Below are 17,038 nucleotides of genomic sequence, written 5' to 3'. Positions count from 1 at the left end.
CCCAAACTTGCTATTTCTTGTATTGTAAATGGGTTTTGAGAACAGGATTTAGTATTAGTCAGTCCGAAGAAAGAACGATGTATTAGCTGCTTTATGGCAGATGAAGCGTAAAAGTGCTTCCTCTGCCGATCTCGCTTAGCGATCGCTAGATAAACTATTTAAAAAGTTTAGACACAGAATTTTTCAGGATTGGTAGAAGAAGTTTGGGACTGGGAACAAACATGATGCCTAATTTTTGCATTAACCCCCGAGCGTCTCCTTGTCCCCAATATTTTACAATCTTGCCATCTTCAAAGCGATCGATGTGCATAATTGCTATTTTAATTGGCTTTTGAGAGGGAGGAGGACCTTTTTATATCGATTCTAAAGCGTAATGGTGACAAATGAGCGATCGCTCAATTTCCCCAGTACTCTCCAGGAAGATCCTTTTTTGTAACAGTAACCCTGCCAACTTTCTTACCTGACATTCTCAATAATTCATCACCTGAAAATTCAAAACCAAGCTTGAGTGCTATTTGTGCAACTTCATCTGCTGTCGATGAAGCTTGTACCTCATCTTTAAGTGCAGGTTCAGACTGCATTTTCTTTAAAAATGCTTCGAGTTGATCTAAAGCCATATTTGAAACTCCTATTCTCGCTCTTTGGTGTTGCGAACTTGTTGATGAGACTTATAATAGACCATCTTAAATGCTCTGCATTGAATATTCATGACTGCAAAATTCTAACCTCAATATTTCCCACCGCATGCTGCTCTCTCAAAGGATTGTAGCTTATGAAGACAGCTCACTCCTAATTCTAGCCTAATTCTTAGTAACAGAATTAGAATTTGCTATATGGTTGCTGAATTAGTTTTATAAATTTTATTCAGTTGTCTACTACTTTTGGGAGGGATGGGTAATTGATGGCTAGTATGAAAATCTTCTTGTACTTTATAAGTCAGGCGAGGAGATACTTGGCGGACGATTTGACCCAACAAGCGATCTCCTGTGGATTGAATCAAAGAAGAAGATAACTTATGAATAAACTGAGGAAATTCTACTTCTACCGATAAATTTAATTCCCAATTTACTTGAGTAATACGCTCGGGAATAATTTGCTTGCGAGAAAATAAACTTCCTTTTGTTTCTGCTTGACTATCCCCACTCACCTCTGACAATTCCATTAATGCTTGATAGTTAACCTCATATCCGACAGTATTATAATCGGGAATAGGGATAGTTTCCATTTGATAAACTCTACCCACAGGAGGATGTAAAATCACTCCCATTTTTGGCTCTACTTCATAACCAAAAGAGCCATATTTTCCGACAGTCAAAACATAACCATTGTTACCCAAAGGATCTACTTTCATAGGTTGAGCGCAACGACAAAACCATCCTTCGTGAGCATTTAGGTATTCGGCTACCGTATCTGCATCGCTGTACATATCCATGCGACCCATAAAGCTAACTTCAAAGGCAAAAGTTTTTTTGTTTTCTAGAGAATTAGTATAGGTAAGCTGCATAGGATTAGATGTGGGAATTTCTAAAATTGAATTTTGCGAGCGATCGATAAAATTAGGTTGCATATTGATTTTTAAACTACCTCTTGATAACCACTCCCTACTGTTAAGATGATTACAATAAAGGTGTTAATTATTAGCTAAACACTTTTTTTTGATAACAGGTGTGATTTAAGTACGAGCTAAAAAATGAAAATATTTGTTGCTGGAGCTACGGGACAAACTGGCAGAAATATTGTTCGACAATTAGTCGACAGAGATATTTCTGTGAAAGCATTAGTCAGAGATACAGATCGAGCAAAAGCCATCTTACCCAACTCAGTAGAATTAATCGTAGGCGATGTGTTAACCCCCGTAACCTTTGACAGTCATCTTTCTGATTGTAGCGTTTTAATTTGTGCTACTGGTGCTAGCCCTAGCTTAGATCCGACTGGTCCTTATCAAGTTGATTACCAAGGAACAAAGAATTTGGTCGATATAGCTAAAAACAACAAGATCGAGCATTTTATTCTTGTTTCGTCTTTATGCGTTTCCAAATTTCTTCATCCATTAAATCTGTTTTGGTTAGTTCTATACTGGAAAAAACAAGCTGAAACCTATATTCAAGCTAGTGGTCTAAATTACACCATCGTCAGACCAGGAGGACTCAAAAATGAAGATAATTCCGAACCTATTGTGATGAAGAGTGCCGATACTTTATTTGATGGCAGTATTCCCCGTGCCAAAGTAGCTCAGGTATGTGTCGAAGCTATATTTCAGCCAGAAGCAAAATCGAAAATAGTAGAAATAGTCACCGACTCCGCAGCAGAATCCCAAACTTGGGAGCAATTATTCAGTAACATTATTTAAGATAATTAGTATTACTAAGATTGAGTTTTCGATCGCCCTGCCTCAAATGCAACTAATTAACAAAGCTACTAAGTTTTTCTATCTCGCCTGTTTGCTGTTAGTTTTGTCTCAACTGGGGGAACATATCAGCAAACCTCAAGTACGTTCTTATCTGTCAACTACCAAACAAATACTATTGAAGCTTGGGGAGTTTTGGCAAGAAAAACGAGCTACCTCCACGCCACCCGTTGCGACTATTCCTAGTCTTCATCGCACTCAGCCATTAGTGATGAATGGGGGAGATCCCTATGTTAGAGCTTTGATGCGGACGATTACCGCCAGCGAAGCAAACGTCAAACGACCCTACAATGTGATTTATGGGGGTCGATATGTGGAAGACCTCAGTCGTCATCCCGAACTCTGTATCCCCATTGTGGCTGGTCCTAATGTGGGACAATGCACGACTGCTGCGGGACGGTATCAAATGCTAGATTTTACTTGGGATAGACAAGCTAAAAAGTATCATCCTAGTCCTTCAGGCATTTGGCGGTGGAGAAATTATAGTTTTGAAGCGGAATATCAAGATGTGGTAGTTCACGATTGGTTGAGCGATTCTAATGTTTGGGGGGCAAATATTCCCCAGCAGTTAAGAAAGGGCGAAATTACTCAAGTACTAAAATTATTATCTGGGACTTGGACTAGTTTGGGATATGGAATTGAAACTAATTCTATGAGTAATTATCTGCCACAGATATATCAAAATGTTCTGCAAGAAGAGTTGAGTTAAGCTCGCTTTTTTGATATCTCTCAATTCCTAATCTGCACTGGCATTACCAAATAAGTCATATCCAATCCACCCAGGGGACTAAAAATGACTGGTTGATTCCACTCATTTAGCTGCATCTTAATTTCTGCTGTGGGTAATGCTTTTAACCCATCCATTAGATACTTAATATTAAAAGCAATTTCAATATCTTCCCCCATAATTTCTGCGGGTAAAGATTGTTTGGCATTGCCCACATCTTGAGCATCTGCCGAGACGGTTAATTCCCCTAGATCGTTGCTCAGACTGAACTTAACCAAATTATTCTTCTGAGCTAGCACTGCGACTAATTCCAAACTACTCAATAATCTCTTGCGATCGACAATCATCTCGCGGGCAAAATTCTGCGGTATTAGTTGTCCGTAGGCAGGGTAATCTCCTGGTATTTTTGCACTAGTTAATAGGCGATCGCCCAATTCAAAAACCATTACCACCTCATCAAAACTCACCTTAATGCGATCGCTTTCCCCTGCATCTGCTACAATTCTTTCTAGTTCTCGTAGTGCTTTGGCTGGAATAGTTACAGCAAAATCGGGCAAGCTGACAACGGATTCTGATTCAATATCTTCTTGATTTAAATCCGTCGCTACAACCGCTAAACGATGGCTATCGGTGGCAGCAAATTCCAAAATATCGGCGCGATCGCTTTCTCCTAAGACTTTAGTTTTGAGATGTACCCCTGTCAGCACCTGTTTGGATAATTCCGTTGAAGCTGCAAACAAACATCCCCCCAATCCCTCATTAACTATAGCAATGGGCAATTCCATCACCTGTTCTCCCTTTACTTGAGGTAATTCGGGAAACTCCTCCGCATCGATGCCAGCCAGTCTAAATTCACCCGAAGTAGAGCTAATAGTAGCAATAAAGTTATTTTCTTCTTCTGCCACACTTAAGGTAATTTCCATCTCTGGCAAACGAGCCACAATATCGTTAAATAACTTAGCAGGAAGGGTTATACTGCCTCCTTCGATTACTTCTGCATTAAAACTAGTCTTGATACCCATGCTGCCATCAAATGCCGTCATACTGACTTTTTGGCTAGTTTCTGTTGCCTCAATCAAAACGTTAGCCAATACCGCAGGTTCGGCGCGAGAAGGAACAGCACGGCTGACAAGAGAAAGATTATTTTTGAGATCGCTTTGACTGGAAACAATTTTCATTTCTATTTATATTGATATCTATTTATATTCTCTTCATTTTGTCCTGAATTACTATAGTCGATCTCTGGTACTTATTTACTGATTTTTCAAAATTGTTTTAGATGCCAAACGAGTTTTCTTGCGATCGCCTTCGGATAAATCTTTCCCAATTTGTAATCTAGTTGCATTGGTTTGCAGTACTGTTGCTCCTTGTTTATCTCCTAGCTGGAGGGCGGTTTTAGCTGCGGTTTGCAACATAGTAGCTGCCCCAACGCGATCGCCCCCCTTGAGTTTGGTTTCGGCGATCTGAGTCTGACGGTATTTAGCTAAAGTCAAAATATGATTTTGGACAATATCGCTAGGATAGGGAAAATAGTGGGCTTGAGCGTCTACTTCTATGGCTAAAACATCAGAATGCAAATTTTCTTGATTTGCCCCAGGATCGTCATAACGCAATTGCACCCCAGCAATTTTGTGTTTTCCTGGAGATAGTTGATTGATGTAAAAGTTGATTAAAATAATTCTGGGTCGATCTATCATTAAATCTCCCAGACGAATACTAAAGTGATTTCCTGATAGGTTAGTGGTTAATTCGATGGTTTCAGGGGAAATTTGCGCTACGGGTTTTAATTCTGCCAGCCTTACTTTGGGCATCAACTCTACAGTCAAGTAGCTATTAGTTAAGCCAACAGATTGAGCGCGAGCAAACAAACGTTGGAATTCAAAAACTGCTCGATCTGGTTTTTCAATATAAGCTAAAGTTCCTTGGGCTGAATCAGAAATTTGTTCTAAAACATCTTGATTCCAATGTTCGCCAAAACCCAAAGCATCAATCGTAATGTTGTATTCTGCTGCCAATTCTGCTAGCTTGAGGCAACGCTTGTTATCTCCGTGTTCGTTTTCTCCATCGGTAAGCAGAAAAAGACGAGAGACACAATGTTGATTGTGGGAAGCAATTTCTTTGATACCCAAGCGCATTCCTTCGTCAATGGAAGTACCACCATCAGCAACCATTAGTCTAATTTTTTGTTTGATCGGTTGAATATCATTGACCAACTGGTTGGGAACGATTACCTTGGCGCGGTGGTCGAAAGTTACAATACTGATACGATCGCCTGGCTTGAGTTTTTCAATGATACCTACGGCTGCTTCTTTGACCATTTCCAGTGGTTTTTCCGACATCGAACCACTACGATCTAAAACCAAACAAAGATTTAGCGGTAAGTTTCCACTAGTATCTTCAGGCACGGCGGATATCGCTAAAGAGAGTTGACGCTGACTTGTATTGAGTTGAGCATCAATATTACTATCGCTTAAATAGGACTGTAAACCAACTTTCATAATTACTCAAAAATAAAATTTACACTATTATGTTTATGTTATGTTCTTTGTGAATTCGCTTCATTCCAAGAAACTAGCTTTTAACCCAATTAAGCAAACAGAAGGTATTTTAGATTAACCTATTTTGGAATGCGATCGCAGTGGAAAAAACAATATTTATGTTTAAACTAACTCAGATTAGAATTAGAAATAAAATAGCCAACGATCCTTATTATCGTTTCCAATCTTTAACAGAGATGGCGATCGCTATAGAATTGGGCATTAAGATCGATGTCAATCAGGCGGGAGTAGATGATTGGTTGAGGCTGCCTGGCTTTTCAATTCATCAAGCGCGATCGTTAGTGGAGTTGGTTAAGATGGGAATACAGTTATTTTCCTTAGAAGATATAGCTGCTGCCATCAATGTTCCTCTACAACGTCTCCAAGTTTATGAGCCTATTTTAGCTTTCGCTTATTACGATCGCCTGAGCAGTCTTAGCCCAGAAAAGATCGATCTTAATAGGGCTTCCACTGTGGAAATTCTAGCAATTCCAGATATAAATGCAGATTTAGCCAGTCAAATACAGTCTGATATTCAAACAAACGGCAAATATCGCAACATAGTTGACCTGCAAAGTCGTCTAAGCTTAGATCGTGAGTTAACATCGCGACTAATGCACTATGTTCGATTTTAACTCAGTAATTAATTATGTCTGAATTCCCCTCCAATGAACCGATGCGGAGCGTTCATACTAATAACTTTCCCCATATATTAAGTCAGTTAGGAATATCCCTAGTAGTGTCTACTTATCAGGCGGGGAAATTAATTATCTTGCGGGGTGATGGAGATTATATTAATACCCATTTTCGGATCTTTCAAAAACCGATGGGAATTGCAGCAGATCCACACAAAATTGCGATCGGTTGTAGCAGTCAGATTTGGGAATTAAATAATGTTCCCGCAGTTGCAGCCAAAGTAGAGCCAGAAGGCAAGCATGATGCTTGTTTTTTACCCCGCAAATCTCATATTACGGGAGATATTGATATTCACGAAATGGAATGGGGAGGAAAGAATAATTCCGATCTTTGGTTTGTTAATACTCGTTTTTCTTGTCTTTGTACCCTAAACAAAAACTATAGCTTTGTTCCCCAGTGGCGACCATACTTTGTCACTGCCCTGACTCCTGAAGATCGCTGTCACCTCAATGGTTTGGCAATGGTCAACCATAGCCCCAAATACATCACTGCCTTGGGGGAAACGGATACTATGGGGGGCTGGCGAGAGAATAAAGCCAATGGCGGGATCTTAATTGATGTGGCGAGTAATGAAATTATTAGTCGCGGGATTTCCATGCCTCATTCACCCCGTTGGTATCGAGAGCGTCTTTGGGTATTAGAATCAGGACAGGGTAGTATTTCAACTTGCGATCGCGATACAGGAAAATTAGAAACTATAACCACCTTTCCAGGCTTTACTCGCGGAATTGATTTTTATGGTAACTTAGCTTTTATTGGGCTATCTCAAGTAAGAGAAACCGCTGTCTTTAGCGGACTTCCCCTCACCGAAAAGCTCGACGAAAGAATCTGTGGTGTCTGGGTAGTCAATTTGGAAACAGCCCAAACGGTGGCATTTTTGAAGTTTGAAGATGCGGTGCAAGAAATATTTGCTGTCAGGGTATTACCTAACATCCGTTTTCCAGAAATTATTGACTGGGACGAACAACTAATTGGTAGTTCTTATGTCTTGCCCGATGCTGCTTTAGCCGATGTCCCCCAGGAAAGACTATCCATGAATAATTGATCGTTATCTGTTGTGAGCGGGAAGACCCCTGCGCTTTAGCCAGGGGATGATAGCGAACTTGACAACGTAGTGGTTGAGATTTTACAACGAAGTCATGTTCATGGTAAAATGATATCATGAGACAACTACGCGGATTTAAGTACAGATTTTACCCGACTTTGGCACAGCGATTAGAACTGGCGCAGACGTTCGGATGTACCAGATTCGTGTATAACTGGGCATTGGCTTTAAGAACTAATAGCTACTACCAGGATAATGTTTCACTTAGCTATACTGACACTTCTAATGCCTTGACCAAACTGAAGAAAGACCCCGAAAAACCTTGGTTGAAACAAGTGTCAGCCGTACCGCTACAGCAAGGGTTAAGACATCTAAATACTGCGTTCATCAACTTCTTTGCTGGTAGAAATAAATATCCTAGATTTAAGAAAAAGAACGGTAGGCAGTCGGCACATTACGCGCCTAACGCTTTTAAATGGCAAGACGGCAAGTTGGCTCTAGCTAAGATGTCCCAACCATTAAAGATTAGATGGAGCAGACATTTTACTGGTCAACCCAAGTCAGTAACCATCTCCAAAGACCCAAGTAATAGATACTTTGTCTCTTTCTTGGTTGAGGAAGAATTGGAGCAATGGTCAGCTACAGACGGCAAAATCGGTGTCGATCTAGGTGTTAAAGATGTGATGGTAACTAGTACAGGTTTTGCTTCTGGCAATCCTAAGCACTACCAAAAATATCAAGCTAGACTAAAAACTCTACAGCGCAGACTAGCCAAGAAAAAGAAAGGTTCAAACAACCGATATAAGGCAAAACTAAAAGTAGCAAAGCTTCACGCGAAAATAGCCGACTGTCGAAAAGACTTTTTGCACAAATTGACGACTCAGTTAGTACGTGAAAACCAAGCTATCTATACTGAGACGTTAGCTGTAAAAAACATGATGAGCAATCATAAGCTCGCAAAAGCCATTGCAGATTGCGTTTGGGGTGAGGCATTACGCCAGTTCCAATACAAATGTCAATGGCATGACCGCACAATAGGAGCAATAGACAGATGGTTTCCATCTTCTAAACGCTGTAATCCATGCGGTCATATATTAGATAAGCTGCCTCTAGATGTTAGAGAGTGGACTTGTCCTAGCTGTGGCTCTCGTAACCCAAGAGATAAAAACGCAGCATTGAACATTTTAGCGGTCGGGCAGACCGTGTTTGCTTCTGGACTAGGCACTGGCGGGGAGACAGATATTCTGTCTCTAGCTATCCTGGGATGAATGAAGAATCCCCTCGCCTTCAGGCAGGGGAGTGTCAATATAGTTTCAATGGTGAAAACTGATATCGATCGCCAGCAGCAGATTTTTTAATATGAGCTAGTTGTAAACGTCACATAAATAAATTATATTTTGTAACTCGATGCTTGGAGACTAAACATCTCGGCATATAATCCATTTTTTGCCATTAATTGAGGGTGAGATCCTACTTCAATAATCTGGCTATTTTCTAGCACGACAATCCGATCTGCTAGTTGGACGGTGGAGAAACGATGGCTGACAAAAAAAGTCATTTTTCCTGCGGTTAGAGTGCGAAATTTTTCAAATAATTCGTATTCTGCGATCGCGTCCAAAGCAGCAGTCGGCTCATCTAAAATTAAAATGGGTGCATCGGTCATAAATGCTCTTGCCATACCGATTTTCTGCCACTGTCCCCCCGAAAGATCTACTCCTCCTTTAAACATTTTGCCTAGACGAGTTTCGTAACTTTCCGCTAAATCTTCCACTACTCGATCTGCACCAGAATCTTGGGCTGCTTGCTCAATGCGTGGCTGATTATCTCTTTCTTTTAAGTTACCAAAACCAATATTATCCTTGGCACTAAGTTGGTAGCGGGCAAAGTCTTGGTTTAATACTCCAATGTTGGTATGTAACTCCGACAGCTTTATTTCTTGTAAGGGTATGCCATCAATCGTTATCGTCCCCGAATCCACATCATAAAGTCTAGCGAGCAGTTTTAATAAAGTGGTTTTTCCCGCACCATTCAAGCCCACTAAGGCAATACTTTCCCCTGGCTTGATGTCTACACTCAAATTGCGTAAAGTCGGCTTAGTAGCCCCTGGATAGGTAAAGGTAACGTTTTTAATTGATAATCCTTGCTTAATTGGGTTGGGAAAAGGTCGAGGACGGGGAATATTAATTACTTCTGGCTTTAAATCGAGAAATTCAAAGTATTGGGAAACATAAAGATTATTTTCGTAGATTTTGGCAATATTTTCTAAGATTGCTGGTAATACCTGTTGTGCTTGGCTAAATGCTCCCGTGTACATAGTAAAGTCACCGACAGATATTTTGCCTGCGATCGCTTGTATCAAAGTCCAACCATAAGCAATATAAAAGCCACTGTTAACCAACATCCCAGATAAACCGCGCATTTTGGCATATTGAAAAGCGATCGCTGCCGACTTCCCGTTAAAGTCTGTCCGAATATCTGACCATTTGCCTAATAAATGCTCTCCTAGATTAAATAACCGCACTTCCTTAGCAAAGTTAGGATTAGTTAAAACACGCTGAATATAGTCGGATAAACGACCGCTTTCGGTTTCCATTCGCGTCATCCAAAACCGTTTACCCGAATAGACAATACTCGTCCAAAATGCTGGAAGGGCAGTAAAAAATAATAGGGGTACAATAGCCCAATTAAACTTAAATAACAATCCTAATAAACTAATTAAGGTAATACTCTGACCAAATAAACCCGTTAAAGTTTGAATTACCCTAACAGGATAGTTACTACCGCTGTCTTGGGCGCGGGAGAGGGTGTCATAAAATTCTGAGGATTCAAAATGTGCCAGATCTAACTGGACAGACTTTTCTAATAAAATATATTTAGTGTAGAGCATCAGGCGATCGTTAAATATCTGTCCGACATAAAGATTGGTTTGGTTTAAAACCGCCCCAAGTAAACTAATGCCAAACCTAATCGCGACTAAAACTATTAATGGTTGCCAGATAAAATTTGCGTTACCCCAATTGGCAATCACCAGATCTATAATTCTCTTATTAACCAACAGCATCACTGCGGGAATAACAGACTGTAATCCCGTTATGGCTAGAGACAGGAATAAATATAGTGGTGTTGCTTGCCAGACGAGGCGCAGCAGCAACGGGGTATTAACTAAGATATCTTGGAGTCTTCTTCTAGAGGTCAAATTATTTTGTTGTTATAGAATGAAATTAAATTAATCTTTTTTCCATCAAATAATTAGTAAACTTTTCTCCCCTACAAACTACTTGCTGTTTTTTTAATTTAACAAATCCTTGATGAATAAAAAATGGTTTTGCGGTTATGCTAGCCTCTAGGTATAACCGAGGTAAGTTTAACTCGATCGCTTTATTTTCAATCGTCTGATAAATCTTTGTACCTACTCCTTTACCTTGGTATTGATAATGAGTATAAAAACAATCAATATGACCGTTGCTTTCTAGTTCACCTATTGATAATTGCTATAACTGGAAATAAAAACTAATTCAAATCAAAATTAATCTCTTGTTTATTAAAAGGCAAATTATTATTAATTGCTACAATTTCTTCTCCTTCCATTCGATTAACTTCGCCAATATAATTACGCAAGATTTGACTCATGCGACGATTATAAAAACGATGTAAACTATGATTAGGAGTAGCAGGAAAACCCCTTCTTTTCTTATGTCGTCCTCCCGCACCAGGATCGTACATTTTAATCCCGTTTTCAATAGCCCATTCAATCGGTTTATAATAACAGGCTTCAAAATGGAGACAGTCATATTCTGCTTCGCAACCCCAATAACGCCCGTAAAGATTATCCCCTTTGTGGACACAAAAAGACATTCCTACAGGGTTGCGATCGTCTTCTTGGGTATATGCCACAACTAGTAAAACGCGATCGCTATAGTTAGGATAAAGCTGTTGAAAAAACTTGCGGGTGAGATATTTGCTACCCCAATAAAATTTATCGCAGGTATTACTATAAAAACGATAGATCTCAGGATAGAGGTATGCGGGAATTTCTTCCCCCACATAGGTTTTAGTATACAAACCAGCTTTAGTCACTGCTTTACGCTCTCGCTTGATGTTTTTGCGTTGATTGGTATTAAACATCTTAAGATAGTCATCAAAGCTATTAAAGTTATTATTCGACCAAATATAGCCGTGGTGCAACCAACTCTGAAAACCGAGATTTTCCATCATTTCCCGCCAGTCAGGATCGACAAACAAAAAATTACACCCCGAAAGACGATTGCGATCGCAAAAATTATCGATCGCCGCCACCATAATTTCAGTAATCTGCTCCTCATCTTCCCCAGGAGCAATTAAAAAGCGATAACCCACCGCAGGAGTAAAAGGAGTCATCCCCAACAATTTAGGATAATATTCCACCCCCAAACGATGGGATAAATCTGCCCATTGATGGTCGAAGACAAATTCTCCATAACTATGTCCTTTAATATATAGTGGTGCTGCACCAATCAATTGGCTATTGCGCCACACTGCCAAATGACAGGGTTGCCAACCAGCACGAGGAGTAACGCTACCAGAAGTTTCAATATTGTTGAGCCATTCCCATTCCAAAAAAGGCGTGTTTAAAGGTTTTGCTAATTCATTCCAAGCTAGCTGAGGAATTTCGGCAATTGTAGAAATCCAGGATAGAGAATACTGAGGCTTAATCTGCTCGACCATAACCGCTGTTTGAAGACTGGAGTAAATTTTATATTAGATTACTGCTATTAGCCTAATAAATATCGATTGAGTTTGCAGAAAATCAGGCTCGATCGCTAATTTCCCAGTAGAAATCAAGAGTAAAAATATTTTAATGCAATAAAAGTATATTTTTAATGTAAAAAATACATCCAAATCATGTTCTCATGGAGTTTCAGTATCTAAATATACGATAAATCATTTTTTTAAATGTAATTATTACCTCATGATTAACCCAACTTAAATAACTGCACATAAGTTATTTAAGGAACGAAAATATCTCCAGAGGCAAATATTTTTAATAACCAACTATCCCTCATATGAAATAGATAATTTAAAAGCCAAATAATGGATATTTATAGTTGTTAACTGCTTTGATATTTAGTCTCTAAATTCAAGTTTTAAGTATGGTAATTTTGACAATAAAGGAAGGTAAATAATGCTCGGAGAAATGTGGCAATTCAGGGGTAGATATAAAATTCTACATATAACTTGGTTTGCGTTCTTTTTATCATTTGTGGTGTGGTTTAACTTCCCTCCTTTAGCGACCACTGTAGGAGCAGATCTAAACTTAACCAAAGAACAAATTAGCACCATTGCAATCTGTAACGTAGCATTAACAGTCCCCGCACGGATAATCATCGGGATGTTGCTAGATAAGTTTGGTCCCAGGTTGACCTATTCTTTACTGCTTATGTATGCAGCAATTCCCTGTTTGATGTTTGCTTCAGCGCAGAACTTCAATCAGTTGGTAATTTCTCGCTTATTAATGGGTATTGTGGGTGCGGGTTTTGTAATCGGTATTCGCATGGTTGCAGAGTGGTTTCCTCCCAAGGAAATTGGTTTAGCCGAAGGTATTTATGGCGGTTGGGGTAACTTTGGTTCTGCCTTCTCGGCATTCACTATGGCATTAATTGCTGGTTGGTTCGCTTTTGGCGCACCTGGTTCGGCTCTCAACTGGCGTGCTGCGATCGCAGGTACGGGGATTTTTGCAGCCCTTTATGGTGTCTTTTATCTCTTCAATGCTAAAGACACTCCACCAGGTAAAGCTTACCGTCGTCCCGCAAGTGCTAGAGGTATTGAGGTAACGACAACCAAAGACTTTTGGTTGTTGATGTTGATGAACATACCCCTTAGTGCAATTTTGGGGCTTGTAGCTTGGCGTTTAATGAAGCTGGGGCTATATGGCACTGGCACAATGTATATTATCTGGCTTGCATTACTTGGTTTGTATTTATTCCAGGCTTACAACTGTTGGGTAGTCAACAAAGATCTAATGACTGGTAAGAAACGTTACCCCGCAGAAGATCGTTATAACTTTTCTCAAGTAGCAATCTTAGAACTTACTTATATTGTCAACTTTGGTTCGGAATTAGCTGTTGTATCTATGCTTCCTGCCTTTTTTGAAGGAACGTTTAGTTTGTCCGCAGCAGCAGCAGGGATGATTGCCTCTAGCTATGCCTTTATGAATTTGGCTGCTCGTCCTGGTGGTGGGTTAATCTCCGATAAACTAGGCAGTCGTAAAGTAACTATGGGCGTGTTAACTGGCTGTATGGGTATTGGTTATCTGCTCTTTAGTCAAGTAGACAGTACTTGGTCTTTACCCCTAGCAGTAATTCTAGTTATGTGTTGTTCTTTCTTCGTTCAGGCTGGTGAAGGTTCGACATTCTCGATTGTGCCTTTAGTCAAAAAACGAATTACAGGTCAGGTTGCTGGTAACGTTGGTGCTTACGGTAACGTGGGTGCAGTACTCTATCTAAACATTTTTAGTTTGCTTCCTGGCTGGTTAGGTGGTGGTGCAGATCCTACTCCTGCGATCGAGGCTGCATCTACTGCGCGCTTTTTCCAAATTATGGGTGTAGCAGCGTTGATCGTTGCCGCTTTATGTTTTGTGGTACTCAAAGAGCCTAAAGGCTCGTTTGCTGAAGCCCATCATGATGAGGAGAAAACTGTTGTGCCTAATACATCACCGATTTTAGAGACTGAAAGTATCTAATTTTCAACTATCGTCTACTATTGCTGGGTGCTGAGGCAACATTATTATGCCCTCGGCACCTTTTACTCTAAATAGACTTTTGGCAGAGATAAATACTCAAGTGGGAGAGAAAAAGCGTGAGCGAACCAATTAAAACTTTATGTCCTTATTGTGGAGTCGGCTGTGGTTTAGAAGTTTTGCCTCCAGCACAATCAGGAAAAGCTACCAATAGAGATGACCAGGGAAATCTTTTGTGGTCTGTTCGTGGCGATCGCTCTCATCCTTCTAGTAAAGGTAAAGTATGTATTAAAGGGGGTACTATCGCCGAATCTTTAGATAAAGACCGTCTCAAGTATCCCATGATGCGAGATTCTCTAGACCAAGAGTTTCGCCGTGTTAGTTGGGATGATGCACTCAGCCGTATTGTTAATCGCATTCAAGAAGTCAGGCATACTCGGGGTGCAAACGGGATCTGTATGTATGGCTCGGGGCAATTTCAAACCGAAGACTATTATATTGCTCAAAAACTCCTTAAAGGCTGTCTGGGGACAAATAATTTCGATGCCAATTCTCGTCTCTGTATGTCTTCGGCAGTAGCAGGATATATTCAAAGCTTTGGTTCGGATGGGCCTCCTGCTTGCTACGATGACCTAGAATTAACTGACTGTGCCTTTTTGATCGGTACAAACACCGCCGAGTGCCACCCTATTGTTTATAACCGCTTGCGGATGCACCACAAGAAAAACCGCAAAGTAAAAATGATTGTGGTCGATCCTCGGGAAACTAAAACCGCCAAGGATGCAGACTTACATCTAGCCATTCAGCCAGGGACAGATATGGATCTGCTAAATGGGATTGCTCATCTGTTGTTGCGTTGGGGAGAAATCGATAGTTTTTTTATTGATGAATGTACCCAAGGTTTTAGTAACTTTGTCCAAGTTATTCAACAATATCCCCCAGAATTAGTCGCTCGTCGCTGTGGTATTAGGATGGATCATTTAGAGGAAGCTGCCCGCTATTGGGCAGAATCAGATAATGTATTGTCATTGTGGTCGATGGGGGTCAATCAGTCTTCTGAAGGGACGGCAAAAGTCCGTACTATTATCAATCTTCACTTAATGACGGGAAATATTGGTAACCCTGGATCTGGCCCTTTTTCCCTAACGGGACAACCCAACGCCATGGGAGGTAGAGAGGCTGGTGGACTATCCCATATTCTTCCTGGCTATCGAGCAGTCAAAAATCCAAACCATCGAGCCGAATTAGAACGAGCTTGGCAATTACCAGAAGGTAGTATTAATCCCACACCTGGTAGGGATGCCTGGAGTATGATTACGGGCTTAGAAACGGGAGATGTGGGGCTATTATGGGTGGCAGCTACCAATCCTGCGGTCAGTATGCCCGATTTGGTACGAACTAAAAAAGCCTTGCTTAAGTCTCCTTTTACCATCGTGCAGGATGCCTATTACCCAATGGAAACCGCTAGCTACGCCCACGTAGTATTACCCGCTGCTCAATGGGGTGAAAAGACTGGTACGATGACTAATTCCGAACGAGTAGTTACTCTGTGTTCCAAATTTCGAGAAGCACCAGGAGAAGCCAGACCAGATTGGGAAATATTTGCCGAAGTTGGTCGTCGTCTCGGTTTCACCGAAGAGTTTGATTTTGCTAATTCCGCCCAGGTATATCAAGAGTTTGTCAGGTTAACTAAAGATCGCCCTTGCGACATGAGTGGCTTGAGCCATGGTAGATTGCGCCAACAAGGATCGCTACAATGGCCTTGTCCTTTGGAAGAAAGTCAAAATAATCAATTAGAGAGCATCGCCCTGACTTGCGATACCCAAAGGAATATCTCTCAAAATGATGAAGAATCTAAGGGTCTATTTTCTAATCTATTTCGCCATAAAGATGAAACTCTCCCAGGGAAAAGGCTTTATACCGACGGGCGATTTAATACCCCCGATGGACGAGCAAAATTCTCTGCTTTCCACTCCAAAGGATTAGCCGAACCCGCCGATCCAGCTTATCCTTTTGTCTTAACAACTGGTCGTCTTTACGAACACTGGCACACTATGACTCGCACGGGGAGAATTGCCAAAATCATGAAAAAACAATCTCAACCTTTTCTAGAAATTCATCCTAAAGATGCTGCAAAATTAGGCGTTGAGGAAGAAATGATGCTGGAAGTGCGATCGCGTCGAGGAATGGCGCGTTTTCCTGTCAGAATTACCAAAGCTATCGTTCCAGGTACGGTTTTTGTGCCGATGCACTGGGGTGCTTTATGGACGGATAATGGAGAAGCAAATTTATTGACTCACCCCGAAGCCTGTCCTATTTCCCTTGAGCCAGAATTAAAAGCTTGTGCGGTTCATTTGACCCCGATCTTAGTCAAAGATTCTTTGAGCGATCGCGCAGAAAACAACCATAAAATTGAGAGAGAAAACTTAGCTGGTAAGTCTATCTCTGCCTTAAAATAATTAAGCTAGTAGCTTGTCAAAAGATTCTTCGGGTAATTCTAATTGTTGAATAGCCTCTTGAAGATTTGTACGAAAGCGATCAATATCGGAAGCAAAACCGCATAGTTTAGCTGCTTGATTGACTCCAACAGAGGCATTAGCTTTGGCACAATTGGCTAACTCTTCTCCTTGGAGAGGATTTTCTCCAGAAAGGATTTTTCTCTGAGATTCTCCCCAAAAGGCACTGAGAGTAAAATGTTGCAGATCTCCTCGATCCTCAACCGACCAGCGATACATCACCTTTTGAGGGTCGACCCTCACTTCAACTAGTTTTGCCCCCATATAGTAGTGCATCTGATTGAGGGTTTTTTGTCTATCTTCAATAGGATCTTTTCTATTAACCGTGCGCTCTAGATGAGCCTGAGTAGGTCTAGGCATTTGATCAAACCGCTTTTTATAATTAATTTACATTT

Annotated in this window: 15 protein-coding genes and 1 pseudogene; 7 read left to right on the top strand and 9 right to left on the bottom strand. The window is 40.7% G+C overall.

Going from position 1 to position 17,038, the window contains the following annotated elements; genetic code table 11:
- Positions 1-154 precede the first annotated feature (154 nt).
- The 3 genes and pseudogenes from I4641_RS06425 to I4641_RS06415 form a co-directional block, all read right to left on the bottom strand.
- Positions 155-337, bottom strand: a pseudogene (locus tag I4641_RS06425) (ester cyclase); the annotation flags it as partial.
- Positions 338-395: 58 nt separating this feature from the next.
- Positions 396-617, bottom strand: coding sequence for a Nif11-like leader peptide family natural product precursor (locus I4641_RS06420; RefSeq protein WP_229639648.1), 222 nt, complete (start codon positions 615-617; stop codon positions 396-398).
- 212 nt (positions 618-829) lie between these two features.
- A complete protein-coding gene (locus tag I4641_RS06415) occupies positions 830-1,567 on the bottom strand; it encodes a DUF1997 domain-containing protein (RefSeq protein ID WP_229639647.1) in 738 nt (245 codons plus the stop codon).
- A 123-nt stretch (positions 1,568-1,690) separates the two neighbouring features.
- On the opposite strand from I4641_RS06415, the gene I4641_RS06410 reads away from it, so the two are divergent.
- Positions 1,691-2,350 carry an SDR family oxidoreductase gene (locus I4641_RS06410; protein WP_229639646.1) on the top strand — a complete coding sequence of 220 codons (660 nt, stop codon included), beginning with the start codon at positions 1,691-1,693 and terminating at the stop codon, positions 2,348-2,350.
- A 46-nt stretch (positions 2,351-2,396) separates the two neighbouring features.
- Positions 2,397-3,116 carry a glycoside hydrolase family 24 protein gene (locus I4641_RS06405; RefSeq protein WP_229639645.1) on the top strand — a complete coding sequence of 240 codons (720 nt, stop codon included), beginning with the start codon at positions 2,397-2,399 and terminating at the stop codon, positions 3,114-3,116.
- A 20-nt stretch (positions 3,117-3,136) separates the two neighbouring features.
- On the opposite strand, the gene dnaN is transcribed toward I4641_RS06405, so the two are convergent.
- On the bottom strand, positions 3,137-4,312 hold the full coding sequence (gene dnaN, locus I4641_RS06400) for a DNA polymerase III subunit beta (protein WP_229639644.1): 1,176 nt from the start codon (positions 4,310-4,312) through the stop codon (positions 3,137-3,139).
- Between the two features lie 75 nt (positions 4,313-4,387).
- The gene (locus I4641_RS06395; RefSeq protein ID WP_229639643.1) at positions 4,388-5,632 is read right to left on the bottom strand and encodes a vWA domain-containing protein; all 1,245 of its coding nucleotides are present in this window, start codon (positions 5,630-5,632) and stop codon (positions 4,388-4,390) included.
- Between the two features lie 158 nt (positions 5,633-5,790).
- On the opposite strand from I4641_RS06395, the gene I4641_RS06390 reads away from it, so the two are divergent.
- From I4641_RS06390 to I4641_RS06380, 3 genes are all read left to right on the top strand, one after another.
- Positions 5,791-6,306, top strand: coding sequence for a ComEA family DNA-binding protein (locus tag I4641_RS06390; RefSeq protein ID WP_229639642.1), 516 nt, complete (start codon positions 5,791-5,793; stop codon positions 6,304-6,306).
- A 14-nt stretch (positions 6,307-6,320) separates the two neighbouring features.
- Positions 6,321-7,412 carry a TIGR03032 family protein gene (locus I4641_RS06385; RefSeq protein WP_229639641.1) on the top strand — a complete coding sequence of 364 codons (1,092 nt, stop codon included), beginning with the start codon at positions 6,321-6,323 and terminating at the stop codon, positions 7,410-7,412.
- 116 nt (positions 7,413-7,528) lie between these two features.
- The gene (locus I4641_RS06380) at positions 7,529-8,680 is read left to right on the top strand and encodes an RNA-guided endonuclease InsQ/TnpB family protein (RefSeq protein ID WP_229639640.1); all 1,152 of its coding nucleotides are present in this window, start codon (positions 7,529-7,531) and stop codon (positions 8,678-8,680) included.
- A gap of 122 nt (positions 8,681-8,802) precedes the next feature.
- Here the strand turns inward: I4641_RS06380 and I4641_RS06375 are convergent, their stop codons facing one another.
- From I4641_RS06375 to I4641_RS06365, 3 genes are read right to left on the bottom strand one after another with little or no spacing between them, the layout of a single operon-like run.
- Positions 8,803-10,608: an ABC transporter ATP-binding protein gene (locus I4641_RS06375; protein ID WP_229639639.1), complete on the bottom strand. Its 1,806-nt coding sequence runs from the start codon at positions 10,606-10,608 to the stop codon at positions 8,803-8,805.
- A gap of 25 nt (positions 10,609-10,633) precedes the next feature.
- Positions 10,634-10,894, bottom strand: a complete 261-nt coding sequence (locus I4641_RS06370) for a GNAT family N-acetyltransferase (protein WP_439655329.1) — start codon at positions 10,892-10,894, stop codon at positions 10,634-10,636.
- Between the two features lie 28 nt (positions 10,895-10,922).
- The gene (locus I4641_RS06365) at positions 10,923-12,116 is read right to left on the bottom strand and encodes a GNAT family N-acetyltransferase (RefSeq protein WP_229639638.1); all 1,194 of its coding nucleotides are present in this window, start codon (positions 12,114-12,116) and stop codon (positions 10,923-10,925) included.
- A gap of 457 nt (positions 12,117-12,573) precedes the next feature.
- On the opposite strand from I4641_RS06365, the gene I4641_RS06360 reads away from it, so the two are divergent.
- Together I4641_RS06360 and I4641_RS24125 are read left to right on the top strand one after the other, a co-directional pair.
- Positions 12,574-14,130 (top strand): MFS transporter, encoded by a 1,557-nt coding sequence (locus tag I4641_RS06360; RefSeq protein ID WP_229639637.1) that lies wholly within the window; start codon positions 12,574-12,576, stop codon positions 14,128-14,130.
- A gap of 116 nt (positions 14,131-14,246) precedes the next feature.
- The gene (locus tag I4641_RS24125; RefSeq protein WP_229639636.1) at positions 14,247-16,586 is read left to right on the top strand and encodes a molybdopterin oxidoreductase family protein; all 2,340 of its coding nucleotides are present in this window, start codon (positions 14,247-14,249) and stop codon (positions 16,584-16,586) included.
- Here I4641_RS24125 and I4641_RS06350 read toward each other — a convergent pair whose 3' ends face one another.
- Entirely contained in the window at positions 16,587-17,003 is a 417-nt protein-coding gene (locus I4641_RS06350; protein WP_229639635.1) for a hypothetical protein, read from the bottom strand.
- Positions 17,004-17,038 lie beyond the last annotated feature (35 nt).

Source organism: Waterburya agarophytonicola KI4, assembly GCF_020640915.1.
Classification (GTDB): Bacteria; Cyanobacteriota; Cyanobacteriia; order Cyanobacteriales; family Xenococcaceae; genus Waterburya; species Waterburya agarophytonicola.
This window is presented reverse-complemented; position numbering and strand designations above follow the sequence as displayed.

What these genes read in the sequence shown, in the direction of transcription:
- I4641_RS06420 (WP_229639648.1), bottom strand. Translation starts at nt 617, where the DNA reads ATGGCTTTAGATCAACTCGAAGCATTTTTAAAGAAAATGCAGTCTGAA.
- I4641_RS06415 (WP_229639647.1), bottom strand. Translation starts at nt 1,567, where the DNA reads ATGCAACCTAATTTTATCGATCGCTCGCAAAATTCAATTTTAGAAATT.
- I4641_RS06410 (WP_229639646.1), top strand. Translation starts at nt 1,691, where the DNA reads ATGAAAATATTTGTTGCTGGAGCTACGGGACAAACTGGCAGAAATATT.
- I4641_RS06405 (WP_229639645.1), top strand. Translation starts at nt 2,397, where the DNA reads ATGCAACTAATTAACAAAGCTACTAAGTTTTTCTATCTCGCCTGTTTG.
- dnaN (WP_229639644.1), bottom strand. Translation starts at nt 4,312, where the DNA reads ATGAAAATTGTTTCCAGTCAAAGCGATCTCAAAAATAATCTTTCTCTT.
- I4641_RS06395 (WP_229639643.1), bottom strand. Translation starts at nt 5,632, where the DNA reads ATGAAAGTTGGTTTACAGTCCTATTTAAGCGATAGTAATATTGATGCT.
- I4641_RS06390 (WP_229639642.1), top strand. Translation starts at nt 5,791, where the DNA reads ATGTTTAAACTAACTCAGATTAGAATTAGAAATAAAATAGCCAACGAT.
- I4641_RS06385 (WP_229639641.1), top strand. Translation starts at nt 6,321, where the DNA reads ATGTCTGAATTCCCCTCCAATGAACCGATGCGGAGCGTTCATACTAAT.
- I4641_RS06380 (WP_229639640.1), top strand. Translation starts at nt 7,529, where the DNA reads ATGAGACAACTACGCGGATTTAAGTACAGATTTTACCCGACTTTGGCA.
- I4641_RS06365 (WP_229639638.1), bottom strand. Translation starts at nt 12,116, where the DNA reads ATGGTCGAGCAGATTAAGCCTCAGTATTCTCTATCCTGGATTTCTACA.
- I4641_RS06360 (WP_229639637.1), top strand. Translation starts at nt 12,574, where the DNA reads ATGCTCGGAGAAATGTGGCAATTCAGGGGTAGATATAAAATTCTACAT.
- I4641_RS06350 (WP_229639635.1), bottom strand. Translation starts at nt 17,003, where the DNA reads ATGCCTAGACCTACTCAGGCTCATCTAGAGCGCACGGTTAATAGAAAA.